The organism is Chitinophaga sp. 10T418, assembly GCF_056394125.1.
This window is the reverse complement of the sequence record NZ_JBFTHG010000002.1, coordinates 969,348-988,886: the sequence shown is the minus strand read 5'-3', so window position 1 is coordinate 988,886 and position 19,539 is coordinate 969,348. Positions and strand designations below refer to the sequence as shown.

Genomic DNA, 19,539 nt, shown 5'->3' with positions numbered 1-19,539 from the left:
GAATAAGCCAGTACACAACTGGAATCAGACATTGGCGCAATTATCAATTATTTTTAGTGAACGTTTGAAACTTAATCTTTAACCACCGTGACACACTTTATGTAATACTACCCTGTGTTACCTCAATCACACCCACAATATGATCATTGAACTCCTCCAGTTCTTCTGCAGGTACCCATAATTCATTATGTATTTCTCCGCCTACATTTTCAACGGCATAACGTTGCAGGAAATCACTGTCTACCGAAAACTTCGTAACAAAGCCTGCATCATACGCCGGTACATTCCATTCCACAGATATCTGTATGGCATATGCCTCATTCATAACGGGATAGAAAATGGGCTGATCCGGTCTTCTGGGAGGAAATCGCTTCCAGCCTGATTGTTCTATTAACACCAGTTCATCTGGTCCTACGGGTCGGTAAAGGGTGGTTAACTTCATTGGTATATTTTGTCTAATTTTAAAGACGAATATAGGCAAATGAGCACAAAAATCAGTAAACCCGAGATCCCGCAGTATGTGTTGAACGACTTCCGTCACCTGCACCGTAAGGAAGACGATACTTCTGACTTCGGGTATAATAACCTGGAAGCAGCCAAACGTATTCCGGGATTTGAAGTGTATTCCAGCGAAGGATTGCGGCCTGCATTGGGGCCGCTCAAATCCGATTTTTACCGGATCAGTATTACATTAAGTGGTAGCGTGGATGTACAGTTGGGACTGGAAAAGTTTCAGCACAGGGCGGGCACGTTGAGTTTTACCTTTCCGGGGCAGGTATTCAGCAAGGATAATATCAGTGCAGATACTTTTGGCTACTATATTTTATTTAATGCCGATTTCCTGCAAGACATTATTCCTGCCGGTAAAATACCGGTAGAATTTCCATTTTTCGACTATTCCGGTGTGCCTTTTATACAGTTGGATAAGGCCGCCATTACAGCAGTAGCGGATTTTGTAGGTAAGATAAATGAAGAATTACGGCATCATAAATCCGGATGCGAAAAGGCGGTGCGGATGTACCTGTACCTGTTGCTGCTGGAAGTAAAAAGGAGCTATGTAGCGCAGGAGTTGCACCTAACGGCTACAGATACACGAAATACCTACCTGGTGCCCCGGTTTAAGAAACTGGTCAGCCAGCATTTTCTCGCTAAGAAAAAGGTAGCAGATTACGCGGCTTTGCTGGGCGTTACCCCAAATCACCTGAACCGTACGGTGAAAGAGGTAACCGGGCATACGGCATCTGCTGCCATTGCGGATATGCTGGTGCAGGAGGCCAAAGCGGTATTGCGGTATACAGATATCGCCATTTCAGAAATCTCCTATCAACTGAACTTCAGTGACCCTGCGGGTTTCAACCGGTTTTTCCGGGAGCAGACAGGACAAACCCCGTTGTCGTACCGTAAAAATGCATAATTGGGTTAATACAATGCATAATACAGATAACATCGCATCGGCTTTTATGCCCCAACTTTGTGTACATAAAAGATAACAATATGTCTACCACATTTGAAAGTAAGAAAGTAATTATTGCAGGCGGTTCTACCGGCATAGGGCTGGCTACCGCTGCATTACTGGCCAACGAAAAAGCGAATGTAACTGTTACCGGTCGCTCTGCCGCCAAGCTGGCAGATGCAGCCAAAGCGAATCCCGGCATACAGACTGCGGCGATGGATAGTAATAACCGGAAAGAGCTGGATGCGTTTTTTAGTGCGCAGGGAGGTATTGATCACCTGGTGATTGCGTTGAGTGGCGCTAAAGGAGCAGGTAAATTTGCAGACCTGTCTTTGAAAGATTTACGCGAAGGCTTTGAAGGCAAGTTCTGGCCACAACTGAATACCCTGCAGGCGGCGTTGCCTTATATCAATAAGGGCGGCAGTATTACCCTGATTACGGCTATTTCAGCGATATCACAGGCGCCGGGCGTATCCGGTCTGGCGGCGATTAATGGTGCGTTGGAATTAATGATCCCTTCTATTGCCAAAGAAATCCAACCCTTACGTATCAACGCCGTTTCTCCCGGGGTCGTTAATACCGGCTGGTGGGATTTTCTGCCGGCAGATGCCAAAGCAGATACCTTTGAAACCTATGCTTCCCAAACACCGGTAGGCAGGGTAGGAGAGCCTGGAGATGTAGCAGATACGATCCTGTTCCTGATGCGGAATGGTAATATAACAGGTACGGTAATACGTTGTGATGGTGGGTTAGCGTTGTAAAAATTACCAGGTTACTTCTGCATAATCTTTATATAGTTTTCCAAAGCTGGGTTCACCATTTATCGCCTGCAGAATAGGATCATAAATTCTTGCTGCGGCATCATCCAGCATCAATGGCGGCAAAAAGCCTCTTTGTTCCAGTCTCGATTTCTTTTCAATCGGGTTACCGGTAGATACCCATCCCACATCTACGCTGTTCATATAAATATGTTGCGTTGCATAGTCAACAGCGCTGGTGCGTGTCATCATATTAAGTGCCGCCTTGGTCATGTTGGTATGCGGGTGATAAATGGTTTTCTGGGCATAACTGAATTGTCCTTCCGAAGAAGTAACGTTGATAATGAATTTATCGGGGAAAGAGGATTGCAGCATCAACGGCTTTAACCGGCTGTTCAGCATAAAGGGGGATATGTTATTCACCAGGTTGGCAGACAACACCTCTGCCGTATCTACTTCGTCCAGCTTCATGACCCAACTGTTGCTGCTTCTCAGGTCCAGTGGCTGATTAAAGAAATCAAGCTGTCCGGCAGGAAATAATTCATTGTTGCCAATGAGTGTGGGTTGTACTGGTGCGGGAGCTACAATTCTTGCCCGGTCTGCCTCCGGCAGTAGCGGAAGTTGCGCCGCCTTCTCCACTAAGGGCTGGTAATATTCCTGCGGATAATGAATCGTTTGTGCGGCATTGTTGATGATGATATCCAGTGCCGGCAATGTTTGGTAGAGGTATTGAATAAATTGTTCTACCTGTGGTAAACTGATAAGATCGAGTTCGTATATGGTGAGCCGGTCTTTCCATAAGGCATAATCCGGTTCTTTGGTATAATGCAGCAATGCATCCGCAGCAAAGCGGGTAGTAGCAATCACTGTGGCGCCATCCCGTAGTAGGCGCAGTGCGGTTGCATACCCGATTTTCATGCGGGCGCCGGTAACAATAGCTGTTCTACCGGTTAAGGATACACGCTGTGCCTTCTTTTCCAGGTGAATTTGTGCGCAGGTGGGACAAAGCCGGTGATAGTGATAATGTACGGTCGTATATGGTTGCCGGCATGAATAGCAGATACATGCATTTTCCAGTTCCTGCTGTACGGGCAAATAAATGGTGTCGGTGATGGTGTGATTTATGGAAGACTTTAGGCCCTGCTGAAACACAACGGTGTTCTGCAGCTTCTGCTGATCGGCCTGGTAGCGGCGTTCGCTTTCTGTTTGCCTGATTTCTTTGCGGGCGGTTTTGTAGATTTTTGTAACCAGTCCTTTTAAACGCTCGGCGTCAGGAGAATCAAAGGGATGTCTGCTGAGAAATTGTAATACCTCGTAAAATTTGTCCCAGTCGGCTGCTGAAAACTCCTGCATGATCTTATCGGTTAAATAGAAAGAAAGGCGGCAGTAATCAGACTCGAACTGATAACTCCCTACTGGCAGTCGGGTGCTTTTCCAATTAAACCATACTGCTGCCGCAGCGAAAGTAATAAATCAGGCGTATATACGGAAACGTTATGGGGGAAGAAGATAAATTGGCAAAAGTGACCGGAGTCGAACCAGTGACCTCAAGCTGTGGGGCAAGTGCTCTTCCATCTGAGCTACACTTTTGCCGCGGCGAAGATAATGAAATTATATACGTTGCAGTTATAATAAAATTGGTAAAAGCGACCGGGATCGAACCGGTGCCCCCTTGCGTGCAGGGCAAGTGCTCTTCCATCTGAGCTACACTTCTACCGCTGCGAAGATAATATATACATTACCATTATACTCTCAAAGATTTCATGACAAGTTGAAAGGTTTGTTTCAGCTTGTCATCGCTGAGCGTGAAAGGTGCTCCCGACATAGTGGAATTATCCAGGTGAAATTTGATAAGGGTATAAAAAGTGCCATAGGCTACAGCCCAGAAAATTTCTGTGGGCAATGATACGATTTCTCCTTTTTGCTCTGCATTCAAAATAAACTGCAGCATGGCCTTTTTGAAGGCATGCTCCTCCAAAAAATTCTGCTTTTCCACGAGGGGAGAGTTCCGGAACAATTCCCAGAAGCGATGATGCAGCGGATACCGCAGAATATACTGATAGCGGTTATGCCACTGTTGCCATAACCCCGCTTCAAAATCCATATCAGGATTAAACCCTTTCATCATTTGTTGCATGAAAAGATTGCCGGTTTCTACATATAATTGATTCAGCAGGTCCTCCCGGTTTTTAAAATAGGTATAGATGGTAGAGACAGATATTTTGGCCGCTTTGGCCAGTTTATGCATACTCATACCATCAAATCCTTCCTGAACAATCATCTCCATAGCTTTCTCCCGGATGACGAAGGCTTTATTTTCATCTTTTGCACGCATGTGGCAAAGATAAAAGAATGATTGTTCTTTTAAAGGATTGGGTTACATTTTTATTTCAGGGTGCTGAGGGAACTACCGGCTGGCAGTTCATACGGCTCTTTGCCCACTTCAAAAATGCGGGCGCTCAAATTGCCTTGCAGTGTTAAGTGGGTATCATGTGCGTAGATCCAGCTACCTTCTCTCAGTCCCAATACCGGCGTAGTGTTTTGAGTAAGATATTCCCTGATACGGGTTTCCCTGGTTTCTCCCATATGTTGGGAACCTGCTATCGGATCGAGGTAATGGGGATTCAGGTTAAAAGGGATCAGCCCCATGGTGTCGAAACTGGCCGGATATACAATGGGCATATCATTGGTGTTTTTCATGGTTACACCACCTATATTGCTCCCTGCACTGCATCCCATATATGGTGCGCCGCCATTCACGGCATCACGTAATATAAACATCAGTCCCTGGTCATGTAGTGTTTTTACCAGCAGAAAAGTATTGCCTCCCCCGGTAAAAAAGCCCTTCGCATTTTTAATGGCTGTTGCCGGATCATCAAATGTATGCAGTCCCCTTACTTTTATGCCGATAGCTCCAAATGCTTCCGCTGCCTTGCTGGTATAGTCATCATGGGAAATACCACCCGGACGGGCAAACGGAATAAATATGATTTCATCTACGCCTGCGTACAATACTTTCATGGCCGGTTGCAGATAAGCCAGATAGGTTTCTCCAAACAAGGTGGAGGTACTTGCCAATATAAAATGCTTCATAGTCCCAAAAAATTACAGCGCAAATGTAGGTCATCTCCCTAAAAATATAAATGATGCTGTTTCTGATTATAAATTAGCAGATACTGATCCTTATTTGTCATCTCTATGTCGATGTTGCGTCAAAAGAAATGCTTTGCATAATTTCCTGTGTCATATAATTATCACGTTTTGTTTTGGGAATATGACGTAGCAACTACGCTTATTACTTTGTGGATGATAGTGGACAACAATGAAACAATAGTTTAGTATTCAACCAAATTTCAAAAGCATTTATTAGAACCAGAATCGTAACGCACTGAAGATTTCCCTGTAAACAAATAATGATCGGTTTGACTGAGAGATGAATATCTTTTTTGTTTGGCTGTAATCCGTGTATACCCGATGTTTTTTGCTTTGATGGACCCTGTTTGTCTACCGGCGGAGCTATGATCTTAAACGGCTTATTTCTCATATAAACACACGAACAATGAAAAATTTATACCAGTATTCCACGGGAAGGGACCTTCCTATGCGTAATTTTTACGGCCATTTTTAAACAGATTTTATTAGCAACAAATAGCTGAAATAACGGCGGTATTCTGTTTGTGCACAGACATTGAAAAATGCCTGAACGGAATGCTATTGCCCGGAATGAATCACTTCAAATATTAATGAACAATGAGAGATCATCTATCCACGCGGTTGTCCGGAAAAAAGCGGCGCTGGATCCTTTCGCTGATAGCAGCCTGCTGTACTATGCATGTTACCTTATGCATTGGCTCGCCACACGCTATGGCAGCGGATTACGGCAAGCCTTTTTTAGCATTGGATTCTGTTCCCAACGAAGAAAAAGATACCACCGTTATTTCCGAGTATGATGTGATCAACACCATCAACAGGAAATGGGTAAATGCAGCATTTAAAAATAATGATACCCTGAACGTACAGCATGTTGCCCTGTTTCCTTATACTTCGCTGCAGCAAATGGTGAAAGGTAACATCAGAGGCCTTTATACACAGGAGCCCAGCGGAGAACCCGGCACCGAACAGTTCATGTATATACGTGGTTTGTCTATGCCACTTCTGTCAAAAAAAGATGTTAGCCAGGTACAACCCGCCGTGTATTTAAATGGCGTGCCCATGATCCAGGACAATAGCCTGGTGTATGATATACAGAACTCCGATCAAACCAGGCTGGGACCAGCTACCAACCTGCTTTCTATCGTTAACCTGGATAATGTGGAAGAAGTACAGGTATTCAAAGATGCCGCCGCTATCAGTTTGTTTGGACCGAGGGGCGCCAATGGCGTGATTAATATCATCACTAAAAATGCTACTTCAGGTAAACGAAAAATCAGCGTGAACAGTTACTTCGGCGTCAACCTGTTTGATCCGGTTTATACTACCAATGCACAGTATGAAAACCGCTTCCGCAGGCCATTCTATCAGCAGTACGCCACTACAGCAGATTCACTCAGTTTCCCATCTTACCTGCGTGATTCCTCTAACCAGGGATATTTCGGTAACGCCAACTGGAGCGATCTGTACTTCCACAATACTACACAACACAGCATTAACGCCAGTATTTCCGGCGGTTCTGAAAGAGCCAATTTCCGTTTCTTTGGCGATAAAACACAGGCAAATGGTATTGCAGATAATACCCGCCTCGATAAATACACCGGCTCCTTTATTGTAAATATGTCGCCCATTAAATGGCTCATGGCTTCTGCTATGATCAATGCCAACAGAATGGATCGTGTCAGAAATACTTCCATGCAGGACCGCTTTCTGGAAACAGCATATATCCCTGACCTGTCAAACCCGCTATCCCCCGGTAAGGACGCGTATGGCCAGTATCGGGATGCCTTCCGTAAAGGGTTCGACAGAAACCATGTAAACAGTATACAGGGAACATTCTCGCTTGTATTTGCGTTTAGGCAACTACGTTATACCACGCGCCTGTTATACGATTACAATGAAAATCTAAGAGATGTCTTTTATCCCTCTACCTTAATGGATGGCGCCAACTACGCATCCAATTATTTTGGTAACAATCAGCGTACTGGTTTTGAAAACGTCATAGACTATGCCTGGGCTCCTTCCAGTGATCATCATTTTAATTTTGAAGCAGGACAGTCATTCCAGGCCGATCTCCAAAAGTATAACTACGAGCGCGCATATAAAGGTATCAGCGACCGCGTAAAGGTGAATATTGTGGAGAGCGATGCGGGTAAAGGCAACTACTTATCACCACTGTATTTTGCCAACCAGTTGGTATACCGCTTTATTGATGCGGAGAAACAGCGGCTGTTGTCTTTTTATGGTAATGTAAAATATAATTACCGGGATATTTATCGCGTCACGCTAACATTACGCAATGATGCCTCTTCGCTGGTAGCGCCATCCAAACGTTGGTTACTCACACCTTCGGTTAGCGGAGAGTGGAACCTGAAAAATCAGTTTATAACGCATACGCCTATACTTAGTGACTGGACATTGCATGCTTCCTGGGGACGTATTGGCAGGATGTATGGTGACGATCGTTTCGCTGCCGGCCCGCAATATAAAGTGGATATGGGCTGGTCTGGTAACCCCAACGCCTACTCGTATACCGGCGTTGCCGGTTTGTCCAGACCCTATTCCTATGGTTGGGTAGGAGACGATATTGGTTGGTCTTATACAGATATACTTACGATCGGTACCGATGCTGCTTTCTTTCATAACCGGTTGCGTATTTCAGCAGATTATTATTCAAAAGATGATCGCAATATGCTGCTGCCGATGCCGGTAGTAGCGGAATCTGGTTACGCCAGCGCATATATGAGTGGCTTGCATGTAAATAACCGTGGTATTGAAGCGGGCGTGTCGGGCGATGTGATCCGCACGGCAAAGTTCCAGTGGACCCCATCGATCAGCGGCGCATGGAATGTAAATACCCTGAAGGCTTTACCTGGCGGTGTGCAGTCATTCGTTACCGGTGATCGCAGGTTTGAAGTAGGCAAGGCCGTGGACCAGTTCTGGGTGTATGAAAATACAGGCGGATACAGCAAAGTGGCAGACATTCCCATCAACCCAAAAAACAACGAACCACTTAATTTCAAAGGCGTAGCATTTAAACCCGGTGATCCGGCATGGAAAGACAGGAACGGCGATTTTATTGTAGACGACAAGGATAAAGTAATGAAGGGACACAGTATGCCTGTATATACCGGTAGTTTCGATAACAACTTCCGGTATGGCAATTTAAATCTGTCGTTCAGCTTTTATTTTGCCGGCGGCATGAATATCCTGAACAGCAAAACTGCGGTGCGTTACGATTTTGTAAACCACGACGGACAATCCAACCTGGAGTCTGTAAAAGATATCACTTACTGGCAGCATCCTGAAAATATGAAAACATATCCGCAGTATAATCCATGGAGCGCTGTGATTCCGTATCGTGCGGATCAGGACCTGTTCCTGGAAGACGGCTCTTTTGTAAAACTGCGCACCGTATCCCTGGGCTATGATCTGGCGGGTACCAGGTGGATGAAGCGACTGGCGCCGGGCATCAGCAGGTGTTATGTATATGCTACCGGTAACAACCTGCTTACGTTTACTGCTTATACCGGCGGAGATCCTGAACTGACTTATTACAATGGCTATGATAACGGTTATGCGATACCCATTCCCAAAACATACACCATTGGATTGAAACTGGATTTATAATCATTTGTCATTTCATTAAGCATGAATAATATATTTCGATTAGTAACAAAAAAGGCGCTGGTGTTGGCTTTGATCACCATGTGCATGTCCTGCAGTAAAATGCTGGATGTAAAATCCACGAGGCTGGTGACAGACAAGGATTACTGGTCATCTGTGGAAGATGCCCGTAGCTCCCTGATAGGGGTGTATGGACTTACCCGCGCTGCGCTCACGGATAATGCTGCGTTCTGGATGTATGGGGAGTTCCGCAAGGGCGACTTCCTGCCTACCTCCCGTGCCGATCTGAAAGCAGTTGTAAATAATGAATTAAATGTTTCTTTCCCGCAACTGCAATCGCTTAAAAGCTGGCGCAGATTTTATGCGGCCATCAATGCGGCCAACCTGTTCATAGAAAGATCGGGTGACATACTCGGGAAAGATGCCTATTATACCAGGTTAAATCATCAGTTAGATGTGGCGCAGGCAAGGGCTTTGCGCGCATTCCTTTATTTCTATATTGTTCGTATATGGGGTGATGTGCCGCTGATCGTATCTTCTTACGATGGACAATTCCCGCAGTTGCCACGTACACCACAGGCAAAGGTGCTCGATTTTGCAGAGAAAGAATTGATAGCTGCTGCAAAGGACCTGCCTTTCATTTATAACAGTACTGATCCGCAAAGTCCCGGTTTTTATTTTAACCAGGGATACAGTTTCTGGGCCGGTACCTTGTTTAATAAGATCAGCGCATATGCCGTGCTGTCACATATTGCAGCCTGGCAGCAACACTATACGGATGTAATGTCTTACACCCGTTTTATTCTCGATAACTACACGCGTGCGGATGCTTCCTTTACACCGGAAACGGATATACTCTGTGCCAGCGATAGCGGCTTTTTTGCGCGCAGAGGACCGAGTCAGATCCTGAATTTTTCATTCGATTATCTGAATGCAGAAGGCATTACCGCCGGTCACCTGGAAGAATATACACTGGCGCAGCCCATTACCAGCAACCAGTTGCCGGCTATGTATATTCCAAGGGATTCTATTCTTAAATATTTCGAATGGAACGGGGATGAACGCTTCAGTATTGATCTGACCACAGGTTACCCGCTAACAACTTATTACTTCTCCAATTACACCACCAATACACCGGTGTTCAGCAAGATCAAAGTGATTGAAGATGGGAAAGCTGACAAAGGTACTTTCCGGTTGTACAATGGCACTATGATGTTCTCCCGCCTGGAAGAGCTGGCGCTGTTAAGAGCGGAAGCTGCCACCGTATTAAATGATCCGAATGAAGCTATGCAGTGGTTGTCTACTGTAATGGTGAGCAGGGGGATCGTAAGTCCTTCTTTTAAGGGCAAAGATCTGTTGGTAGAAATTTTTAAGGAGAGAAGAAGAGAGTTGATGGGAGAAGGCTGGCGATGGTACGACCAGGTACGGTTTGCCCGCCTGCGTCCTGGCAGCAGTGAGCTGGGACCATTGCTGCGCAACGGAGGTATCTACTGGCCGATTGCGGATGAAGTGCTGAGCGCCAATCATCAGCTTGTTCAAAATGCTTACTGGAATAAATAATAGCAGCTATGAAAAAGATACATGCTTATACCCGAATATGTTGCCTTCTGTTGTTAATGGCTGGTACATTTTTTACCGGCTGCCAGAAGGATGGAGGATATAAATCATACACCAAGGGTGCTACACAGATAGATGCCAACATGTACGATTATCTTAAAAGCCAGGTGGGCGTTTTTGATTCTATGGTGGTGGTCATCGACCGGCTTGGCTTAAAGCGGGTAATGAGTAATACACAGCTTACTTTATTTGCGGTCACCAATACCAGTTTTAAAACAGCCATGCGTAACCTCAATGTATTGCGGGAAAAGGAAGGACTGGCCTCCTTATCCCTGGCCGATCTGGATCAGAAAAACCTGGATACGTTGTTTTGCCGTTACGTGGTGCCGGGTGTATATCCAACCGATAGTTTGTTGTTATACCCCGATGGCCGTGGCATCAACTCCATCAAATACAGCCGTGAAGTAAACCTGCAGCTATATACCCAAACTGCTTCGGGTTATGCAGGCGGCGGACCGGCATACATCATCTACAGTGATACAAAAGGTTCCTTTTACATCAGCAAATGGATAAGGGCCAATACCATGTCGATGGATACTTATTTGAGGAACGGTGTGATGCACATCCTGGCCGAAGACCATGAATTTGGATTTAATGAATTCATCAACAGATTTAACAAATAGCTTTTAGCTGAAGCCGATAAATAATTGTACAATGAAAAGATCATTTCAGTTGCTGACAGTTTTGGCCGCCTCCGGATTACTACTGTATGCCTGCGTAAAAGTGCCGGCTGACGTGGATTTTATCAGTTCAGGAGCTAACTACACCCAAACTACGTTTGAACCGGTGCTGGGAAGAACTTCCCTGTTGCCGCAAGATCCTGCCACCAATATTTTCAACGCAGACAACTCTACCAGTCCACTCACTTTTAAAATCATGAATATGAGAAGTGTGGATGGCGGATCCGCGGACATCTTTAATAAAACTTTCCCGGTACTGGTATGGAAAGAAGCTTATACTGGTCTGGAAACCACCCGTGAAGAAATAGAAAAGAAGCGTACCATTGAACAGCACCACCTGTTTGAAGTACGGGAGCACTCCGGGCAATTTGTTATGTGGGCGCCTACCGATCTGCAATACCTGAACGCTATCAAAATGCAGCCGGATTCCGGGTATAAATTTGATGTGGAAGTATCCAACAGCGGCGGCAGTAAAATGATCCGCGACCTGGCATTGAAGCCGCTTCGCCCGCAGCCATATGCACCCAGCTCCATTGATCCGGTAACCGGTAACGCCAACGGATATACGTATGCTTACCTGGTATCTGGTGTAAAGAACTATAACGATGAAAGTTACATTGGTAACTCGGGGGTAATAACAGTATTTTACAAAGATCCGAATGCCACCGGTAACTCCCTCACATTTGAGTTCCGCGATTCTTCCTACCATCCTATCAACCCTGCGTTGTTTAAACATACTAAATGGGAAGACGTAGTGCACCACTTCGGGCAGCCAAAATTTACCCCGGAAGGAGTAACCTATGACGTGGCGTATCCTATCCCGCTGGCTTTACGGCAAACAAAATATACCAATGGCATTGGAGATCGTGCAGTAGCCACTTTTAGCTATGATCGTGTTTCCAATGGCGCATTGAGAGTAACCGCGCAGGTAGGAACACAATTCGCCATCTATCAGCCGGGCGTCTGGAAAATTGTATTCTGGTTCTGGAAAGGAAATCCCGATTTCAGAGACAACTGATCAAAACAGATGTCATTGGCAGGAAAATAAAATCATCAAATGAAAAAATCAAACCTTCATGTATAAGTATAACACTATACCAGGGAAGATAAAACCACTTATCGCGCTGTTGATAGCTGTAATGCTCGCTGTTACAGCTTCGGCGCAGGATCAGACGGTAACGGTAAAAGGAATCGTGTATGAGAAAGGCGGCAACTCTCCTGTACCGGGCGTGGTCATATTCAGCGGTAAGCCACCTAAAGGAGTAGGCGCCAGCGCAGGGGACGGCAGTTTTTCTGTAACTGTACCGGCAGGAGCCGATATCAGCTTCCAGGCATTGGGCTTTAATACCATTGTGCAAAAAGCCAAAACCGGTGAACTGATGCGGATATATCTCACGGTAAAAGAAAATAAACTGAATGAAACGGTGGTGATCGGGTATCAGAAAAAAACAAAAGAAACCACTACCGGATCTACTGTGTTAATCAGTGGTAAACAATTGCAGGATGTACCGGTATCCAACGTACTGGAATTGTTGCAGGGTAAAGTAGCGGGTTTGAATATCCAGAATAATACCGGCGCACCAGGTTATGCAGGTACTATCCAAATGAGGGGGTTGTCTACACTGAGCATCACCGGTTCCGGCAGCAATGCTTTCCTGGCACCTACCTCGCCATTGTTTGTGATCGATGGTATCCCCGTTGATGCCAATTCCAATTACCAGTATGGATTTAATCAGGCAGGCCCGGGTTTGAATCCGTTATCACTGATTCCACCCGAAGACATTGAAAGTGTACAGATTCTGAAAGATGCCCAGGCTACTGCATTGTATGGATCGCGTGGCGCTTACGGCGTTATGCTGATCAATACCAAACGCGGTAAATCAAAAGTGCCTATCGTACAATATTCAGGTAATTTCTTCGTAAGTATTCCGCCTACCCTGCGGGAAGTAATCGGCGGTAACGGCGAAAGGCAGCAACGTATTTCGCAGATCCTTACTTATACGGATTCATTAAAGTACGCACAGGCTGATATCAATGCCACGCCTTTCCTGGCAGACAGCCTCAATCCTTACTATAACAATTCTACCAACTGGCAGGGATTGTTCTATAAATACACCTATAACCAAACGCATAACGTCACCGTTTCCGGTGGTGATGACCGCTTTAACTATAAAGCCAATCTCGGTTATTATAATGAAGAAGGAGTAGTAAAGAACACTGACTTTAACCGTTATACTCTCAGCACCAACATGCAATACCGGCCCACACCACGGCTGAAGATTTACGGTGCGGTGACTACCAGTCTCGGACAAAACAGTAAGGGTAGTGGCAATGGTATCACGCAAACGGATGTAGGTAAAGCCGGAGGTCAGTCTTCCCTTTTGCCGGCGCCTTCTTTTTACTCTGCTTCTGCCAACGCAGTAGCAGCCTTGAGAAATGATAACGTGAATAAAACAGCGAATGTAACCACTAATGTGGATATAGACTATGAAGTGCTCACCGGTTTACATGCCACCAGCCAGTTCAGTTTTGGTAATACCACCGGTACAGAGGATAACTTTATTCCCGCAGCTATCAATAACAACTATTCGGAAGTAAGGGCTTATAATGATCGTTCTACTAATTTATATAGCCGTAGCAGTATTTCTTATTACAAGTCGGTAAATAATAAACATAACTTTAGCGCTTCTGCTTTTAATGAGCTGACTAAAACCACTTTTCAGGCTACCATGCTGCGTCAGCGTGCTACGCCAAGTGATCATGTATTGGGACCCATCGGATCCGGTGGTGCATTMGATGCAGGTGGTGTACTGAATGGAAGTTCCGACAACAGGATGGTTTCTATTGCGGCTTCCTTCTCTTACAACTACATGCAAAAATATATGCTGGATCTTACCTACCGGCGCGATGCATCTTCCACTACCGGGAAAGCTACTCCGTATTCCAATAACCCTTCTATCGGTGTCCGCTGGAATTTTAATAAGGAGAACCTGCTGAAAGATAAAACCTGGCTTGACTATGGTTCGTTTCGCGCTACCTGGGGACGGAATGTAACGCCACAGGGTACCATTTTTGATGCTTATGGTGTGTACGACGACCGTAACGGTGGTAAATACAATGACCGTTCTATGAGTGGTATTTCCTACGATCAGTTACCGAATGCCAATATGAAACCGGTTACTACTACCCAGTGGAATGGTGGTTTTGATCTCGGATTATGGAAAGGTAAATTGTCTACCGAAATGGACGTTTACATTAAAGACGTAAGCGACATGTTGATGGAGCTGCAACTCCCTACCAGTAGTGGATTCAGCAAAGTGAAAACGAACGATGCCGCCATGAGGAATATCGGGATAGAGTTTAACATTACCTATCGCCCTTTACCTGCTACCAGCAAATTAAACTGGACCATTACTGTTAATGGCGCATTCAATAAAAATATCCTGACCCGCCTGCCAAATGGTAAACGGGAGTATATATGGTATGATGAAACGGCCAAACAAAATATCCTGTACCGTGTAGGTCGTAACAGTTTAACCAACTTACTGCTGAACAATACCGGCGCGTATTCCAATCCAGGCAGCGTACAGGTAGATCCTGCCACCGGCAGGCCGCTGCTGGTGTCTTCTGCCGATGGTAAAAATTATTATTATGCAGAAGCCGGCGATCCCAGGTGGACAGACCGTGATGGTAACTATATTATCAATGATGCAGATATCATTTATGCCGGTAACTCTCAGCCACTCGCTACCGGAGGACTTAGTTCATTTGTGCAGTACGGCCCCTGGTCGCTTAATATTACCGGCAGCTACACGGCCATCCGCGCTATATTAAATAACGCCGTACAGGACCGTTTTAACAGCTTTTCCAATCCATTTGGATATGATGCCAACGGAAGACCCACCGTACCTGGCGCCCTGGTGCCACTGGATCAATACGATTACTGGGTTAAGAATGGAGACAATGCGAAGTATCCTAATCCGTACGATTATCAGCGCTATAAAAACATAAGGCCGTATCGCGTAGAACAGACCCTGTTTGAAGAAGATGGTTCTTATTTGAAGATACAGTCTATCACGCTGGCCTATACTATACCGCGCGACAAAACCATCCGCTGGGGTATTACCTCCTGTCGTCCGTATTGCACGTTGGGTAATCCTTTCATGTTCAGTAAATACAGCGGCCCTAACCCGGAAAACGTATCTGCACTCGGAAGAGATCAGACAGGTGGATACCCGGTGAGAAAAACCGTGACAATGGGTTTGAACGTGCAGTTCTAGGATATAAACAATCAATGTATTAAGCAATTAAACTGTGATATATGAAGCGTTTAGTTTTTGCGATAGGAATGGCCGCTTTACTTTGCACCAGCATGCCGGGGTGTAAGAAGTTCCTGGAAACGACTACCACGGACAAGGAATCCGGCTCCACTTTCTGGCAAACCAAAGCCGATGCGGAAAAGTTTACCAATAACCTTTACGGAGAGATCGCGGATGTACTGCTGACCAACTCTTTCTTCCTCGCAGCAGAGTTCCGCTGCGGTATATACCGTCAAACATCCACTTCCCGCGCCATCTGGGGACGCCCGTACTACGACTTCCTGGTGTACAACGATTTGAAAGGATTAATGAAAGAGGGTTACTGGAATGGCTTTTTCCATTTTAACGATATTCCTAACTGGCAGGGATATTACCGGGTAATACAATCGGCTGCCATCCTGATAGACCGTGTGGACGATATTCCCGACACCCAGATATCGGCTACGGATAAACGAAGATATAAAGCGGAAGGAGTTTGGGTGAGAAATTTCCTGTATTTCCTGATGGTACGCCTGTATGGAGATGTGCCTTATTACACAAAGCCATACTTCAATGAAATCATTGGCCGTACTAAGTTTACTGATGTACTGAATTCCTGCCTGGCCGAAATGGCGAAGTACAAAGATGATCTGCCCTGGGCTTACAGTGATCCTAAAATGAAAGCCGTGCGTCCCAGCCGTGGATCAGCACTGGCATTGATGATGCATATGAACATGTGGAACGCGGGCTTTGATGAAGCCAATAAAGACAAATACTATAAAGCTACTGTGGCACTCGGCAAAGAGCTGATGGAACAAAATGGCGGCGCGCATCGTTTGCTGACCACCTCAGAATTCCGCCGCCTGTACAGGGGAGGATCTGAAGAAGGGTTGTTTGAGCTTACGCAGAATGTAAACTATGGAGAAGTACGCGGACTGGGTTATCAGTACCTGAACGATAATGTATTGGAGCATGGCGCCGGCAGCGGCTATTCTTACGTAAACTACGTAGGCAAGTTCCTGGAGAAGATGTACCCGTTGGGCGTAGCGGATAAAAGAAAAGACCTCTGGTTTGACGCCAATACTATGTATCGGGAAGGCAACCTCGTAGAGTTCCGGAAGTTCATCGGCAACTCCGGCAGTAACATTGCATTTGATGGTAACCTGATCGTATTCCGTTATGCGGATGCTATTCTGCTGGCGGCAGAGGCGAATGCGGAGTTAGGCGCTGCCAATCAATCTGAGGCGATCCGTTTATTGAATCTCATTCGTGGCCGCGCAGAAACAGCTTTTTATGCCGGTTCAGATGCTACTGAGCTGAAGGATGCTATTTTCTGGGAGCGTGCCAAAGAAATGATGGGAGAAGGACATGCTTACTATGACCTTGTTCGCACGCACCGTATCCTCAACCAGGAATACTGCACAGCGCCCATTTCCCAATCGGCTTTCCAACGCGGCGCCTGGACCTGGCCTATCGCAGAAAGTGCGCTTACCAACAATGCTTTAATGAAACTCAATGAATACTGGCGTTAACCTAAAAACTGCTGAACATGAAAAATAAATATTTATCGCTCCTGGCAGGTTTCACCTTGACTGTGATGCTGTTCGCCGCCTGCAAAAAAGATTATTACCAGGATACCGGTCTTGCAAAAGGAAAATTCAATGGTACTGTGCTGGAATATCTTCAGTCAAAACCTGAATACTTCAGTAAACTGCTGCAGGTGATCAGTATGACGAAAATGGAAAATGTTTTCAAAAATGAAACCATCACCTTTTTTGCTCCATCTAATCCCTGTTTTGATAGTACAATCTCCCTGGTAAACCAGGTGCTGTTCCTCACGGGAAAGGATACCATCACCAAATTATCACAGGTACCAGCGCCGGTATGGCGGGAAATGCTCTCCCGTTATATTTTCAAAGGAAAGTATATGCTGAAAGATATCCCACAGATAGATCCTGCCCAGTATAAAACATATCCCGGTGTGTTTATGCGCTCTTACGACAGCATACCCATGAACCTCGGCGTAATATATAACAACGAAGGCGGCGCGCAATATGCCGGATACCGGCAGTTGATGATCTCTTATACACCCGATATCTCACAGCCACCATTTTATTGGTTCCCGGCTCTTGTAGCTTCAGCCAACATAGAGCCCACAAACGGTGCCGTGCATGTACTGGTTTTTTCAAAACATGATTTTGGGTTCAGTGTATCCGAATTCTATAGCCGCTGTTTGCAGTATGGCCTGGACTTACATTAATTACTCCCTTCACAAATTATTCAGATGATGCAATTGTTCAGACAAAATATATGGTTACTGCTGCTATCGCTGGCAATAGTGGCTGGTTGCAAAAAAGATGACGGGAGTGTATTCCCCGATCCGTACGCTGGAGGGAAGCCTCCATTGGGCGTAAAGTTCAGCGATGAACTACCCAATCCTTCACAGGGCTCTTCCGGCGACCTGGTAACATTTAAAGTAACGGGGCTGATGGCTTATAAAGACTCCCTGCATTTTTTTCTGTCAGGTCAGGAGGCGCAAATAGTGTCGATTTCAGATGGGGCCATTACCGTAAAAGTGCCGCCAGCCAGTAGCTCTGGAAGTCCATACATAAATATCGGGTTGCAGGTGTTCCATGGACCGGTGTTTAAAGTAATTGGAAAGGTAAAGCTGGATAATACTTTCAAAGCCGGTACCGGTGCAGATGGTATCATTAATTACCTGTTGCCTACTTCTGATAACCGTTACCTGATGGTGGGCGGTTTCAAAACTTATAACAGTAATGGCGTAGGTAATCCGCTGAATGGCATTGCGCTGATAGAGAAACACGGACAGTTTGTGAGTGCCTTCAAAACAGATTCGGCAGTAAGTATGTCCGGAAGTATTTCCGGCGCAACGCAGCTCCCCAACGGTAAATTTGTACTGGGTGGTTTCTTTACCCAATATGGCCGCATGAAGGGAATGACGAACCTCACTCGCATCTATCCAAGCGGACAGGTAGATACCACCACCGTGCAAATCATCCCAACGGAAACGACAGGTGGCAATGCGCACGAGGGCGATCCCAATGAAGAGGAGAAGAACTCATTTGATACCGTCCCTGCTTTCAATGCCGGCGTATCCGGTGTAGTGCAGAAAATATTTTATACCAACAACCGCGTATTGGTATTAGGCACCTTTTTTAACTATCTGCAGTACTACTATAAAAATTCTACGAAAACCGACAGGTCGATCGATGTAAGATATGTAAACAGTATCATGGCATTGGATATGGACGGCAACCTCGACTCTTCCTATCATTATAACCTGGCCATTTCAAAAGGATTCAGCGGTGCTGCCGGCAGCATCCTGGATGCGATTGTATTGCCTGATGGCAGGGTAGTGATGGGTGGTTCCTTTAACAAGTTTGATGACATCAGCGCGGGAAATATTGTATGCCTGGATCAGAACGGACGAGTAGACCCGGCTTTCAAATCCGGTAGTGGCGCAAATGACAGGATATTCTCCATAAAGTATAATGCGGTGACAAAAAAGATCATTATCACCGGCGCTTTTAAATCGTTCAACGGCATCCCTTGTGATGGTATCATGATGTTGAATGAAGATGGATCTGTAGTAAGCACTTTTAAACCTAAACTGTTTAACTCCGGTTCCCCTGCGTATGCCTTACAACTAAACAACGGACTAATAGTAGTAGCCGGAACTTTCGATAAGTATGATAATTATGTAAGAGAAGGAATGGTGATCATGAATGCCGATGGTTCGCTGGCCGCTGGTTACAACAACACCGGTAAGCTGGCAGGATTTGTTTATGGGATGACAGAAACCGTGTCGGCAGAGGGAGAGCCAGCCGTGATTGTGTACGGTTCGATTTCTTCATTTGATAATACAGCGGTAGGAAATATTTTCCGTATGGTTATCGCCAAGTAAAAATAATCATCACAATCAGTTAATCATA

At 45.5% G+C, this 19,539-nt stretch carries 14 protein-coding genes and 3 tRNA genes; 10 read left to right on the top strand and 7 right to left on the bottom strand.

Annotated features, from left to right (window positions below; genetic code table 11):
* Window positions 1-97: 97 nt before the first annotated feature.
* A complete protein-coding gene (locus tag AC1DCV_RS08280; RefSeq protein ID WP_477022747.1) occupies window positions 98-442 on the bottom strand; it encodes an ADP-ribosylation/crystallin J1 in 345 nt (114 codons plus the stop codon).
* Window positions 443-481: 39 nt separating this feature from the next.
* Between AC1DCV_RS08280 and AC1DCV_RS08275 the strand changes: the two genes are divergently transcribed.
* Window positions 482-1,414 carry a helix-turn-helix domain-containing protein gene (locus tag AC1DCV_RS08275; protein WP_477022746.1) on the top strand — a complete coding sequence of 311 codons (933 nt, stop codon included), beginning with the start codon at window positions 482-484 and terminating at the stop codon, window positions 1,412-1,414.
* A gap of 80 nt (window positions 1,415-1,494) precedes the next feature.
* Complete coding sequence (locus AC1DCV_RS08270; RefSeq protein ID WP_477022745.1) at window positions 1,495-2,214, top strand: SDR family oxidoreductase; 720 nt, start codon at window positions 1,495-1,497, stop codon at window positions 2,212-2,214.
* A 3-nt stretch (window positions 2,215-2,217) separates the two neighbouring features.
* Here AC1DCV_RS08270 and AC1DCV_RS08265 read toward each other — a convergent pair whose 3' ends face one another.
* The 6 genes from AC1DCV_RS08265 to pepE form a co-directional block, all read right to left on the bottom strand.
* The gene (locus AC1DCV_RS08265; protein WP_477022744.1) at window positions 2,218-3,564 is read right to left on the bottom strand and encodes an SDR family NAD(P)-dependent oxidoreductase; all 1,347 of its coding nucleotides are present in this window, start codon (window positions 3,562-3,564) and stop codon (window positions 2,218-2,220) included.
* Between the two features lie 28 nt (window positions 3,565-3,592).
* A tRNA-Gly gene (locus AC1DCV_RS08260) sits at window positions 3,593-3,663 on the bottom strand.
* Window positions 3,664-3,726: 63 nt separating this feature from the next.
* A tRNA-Trp gene (locus AC1DCV_RS08255) sits at window positions 3,727-3,801 on the bottom strand.
* Between the two features lie 48 nt (window positions 3,802-3,849).
* Window positions 3,850-3,925, bottom strand: a tRNA-Ala gene (locus AC1DCV_RS08250).
* Between the two features lie 30 nt (window positions 3,926-3,955).
* The gene (locus AC1DCV_RS08245; protein ID WP_477022743.1) at window positions 3,956-4,546 is read right to left on the bottom strand and encodes a TetR/AcrR family transcriptional regulator; all 591 of its coding nucleotides are present in this window, start codon (window positions 4,544-4,546) and stop codon (window positions 3,956-3,958) included.
* A 50-nt stretch (window positions 4,547-4,596) separates the two neighbouring features.
* Window positions 4,597-5,304, bottom strand: a complete 708-nt coding sequence (gene pepE, locus AC1DCV_RS08240; RefSeq protein WP_477022742.1) for a dipeptidase PepE — start codon at window positions 5,302-5,304, stop codon at window positions 4,597-4,599.
* A gap of 657 nt (window positions 5,305-5,961) precedes the next feature.
* Here pepE and AC1DCV_RS08235 point away from each other — a divergent pair.
* From AC1DCV_RS08235 to AC1DCV_RS08200, 8 genes are read left to right on the top strand one after another with little or no spacing between them, the layout of a single operon-like run.
* Entirely contained in the window at window positions 5,962-8,991 is a 3,030-nt protein-coding gene (locus tag AC1DCV_RS08235) for a SusC/RagA family TonB-linked outer membrane protein (RefSeq protein WP_477022741.1), read from the top strand.
* Between the two features lie 21 nt (window positions 8,992-9,012).
* Window positions 9,013-10,548: a RagB/SusD family nutrient uptake outer membrane protein gene (locus tag AC1DCV_RS08230; protein ID WP_477022740.1), complete on the top strand. Its 1,536-nt coding sequence runs from the start codon at window positions 9,013-9,015 to the stop codon at window positions 10,546-10,548.
* A gap of 8 nt (window positions 10,549-10,556) precedes the next feature.
* A complete protein-coding gene (locus AC1DCV_RS08225; protein WP_477022739.1) occupies window positions 10,557-11,228 on the top strand; it encodes a hypothetical protein in 672 nt (223 codons plus the stop codon).
* 31 nt (window positions 11,229-11,259) lie between these two features.
* On the top strand, window positions 11,260-12,303 hold the full coding sequence (locus AC1DCV_RS08220) for a DUF5007 domain-containing protein (protein ID WP_477022738.1): 1,044 nt from the start codon (window positions 11,260-11,262) through the stop codon (window positions 12,301-12,303).
* A 58-nt stretch (window positions 12,304-12,361) separates the two neighbouring features.
* The gene (locus tag AC1DCV_RS08215; RefSeq protein ID WP_477022737.1) at window positions 12,362-15,565 is read left to right on the top strand and encodes a SusC/RagA family TonB-linked outer membrane protein; all 3,204 of its coding nucleotides are present in this window, start codon (window positions 12,362-12,364) and stop codon (window positions 15,563-15,565) included.
* A 41-nt stretch (window positions 15,566-15,606) separates the two neighbouring features.
* On the top strand, window positions 15,607-17,115 hold the full coding sequence (locus AC1DCV_RS08210) for a RagB/SusD family nutrient uptake outer membrane protein (protein WP_477022736.1): 1,509 nt from the start codon (window positions 15,607-15,609) through the stop codon (window positions 17,113-17,115).
* 17 nt (window positions 17,116-17,132) lie between these two features.
* A complete protein-coding gene (locus tag AC1DCV_RS08205; RefSeq protein WP_477022735.1) occupies window positions 17,133-17,843 on the top strand; it encodes a fasciclin domain-containing protein in 711 nt (236 codons plus the stop codon).
* Between the two features lie 24 nt (window positions 17,844-17,867).
* Window positions 17,868-19,511, top strand: a complete 1,644-nt coding sequence (locus tag AC1DCV_RS08200; RefSeq protein ID WP_477022734.1) for a DUF5008 domain-containing protein — start codon at window positions 17,868-17,870, stop codon at window positions 19,509-19,511.
* Window positions 19,512-19,539 lie beyond the last annotated feature (28 nt).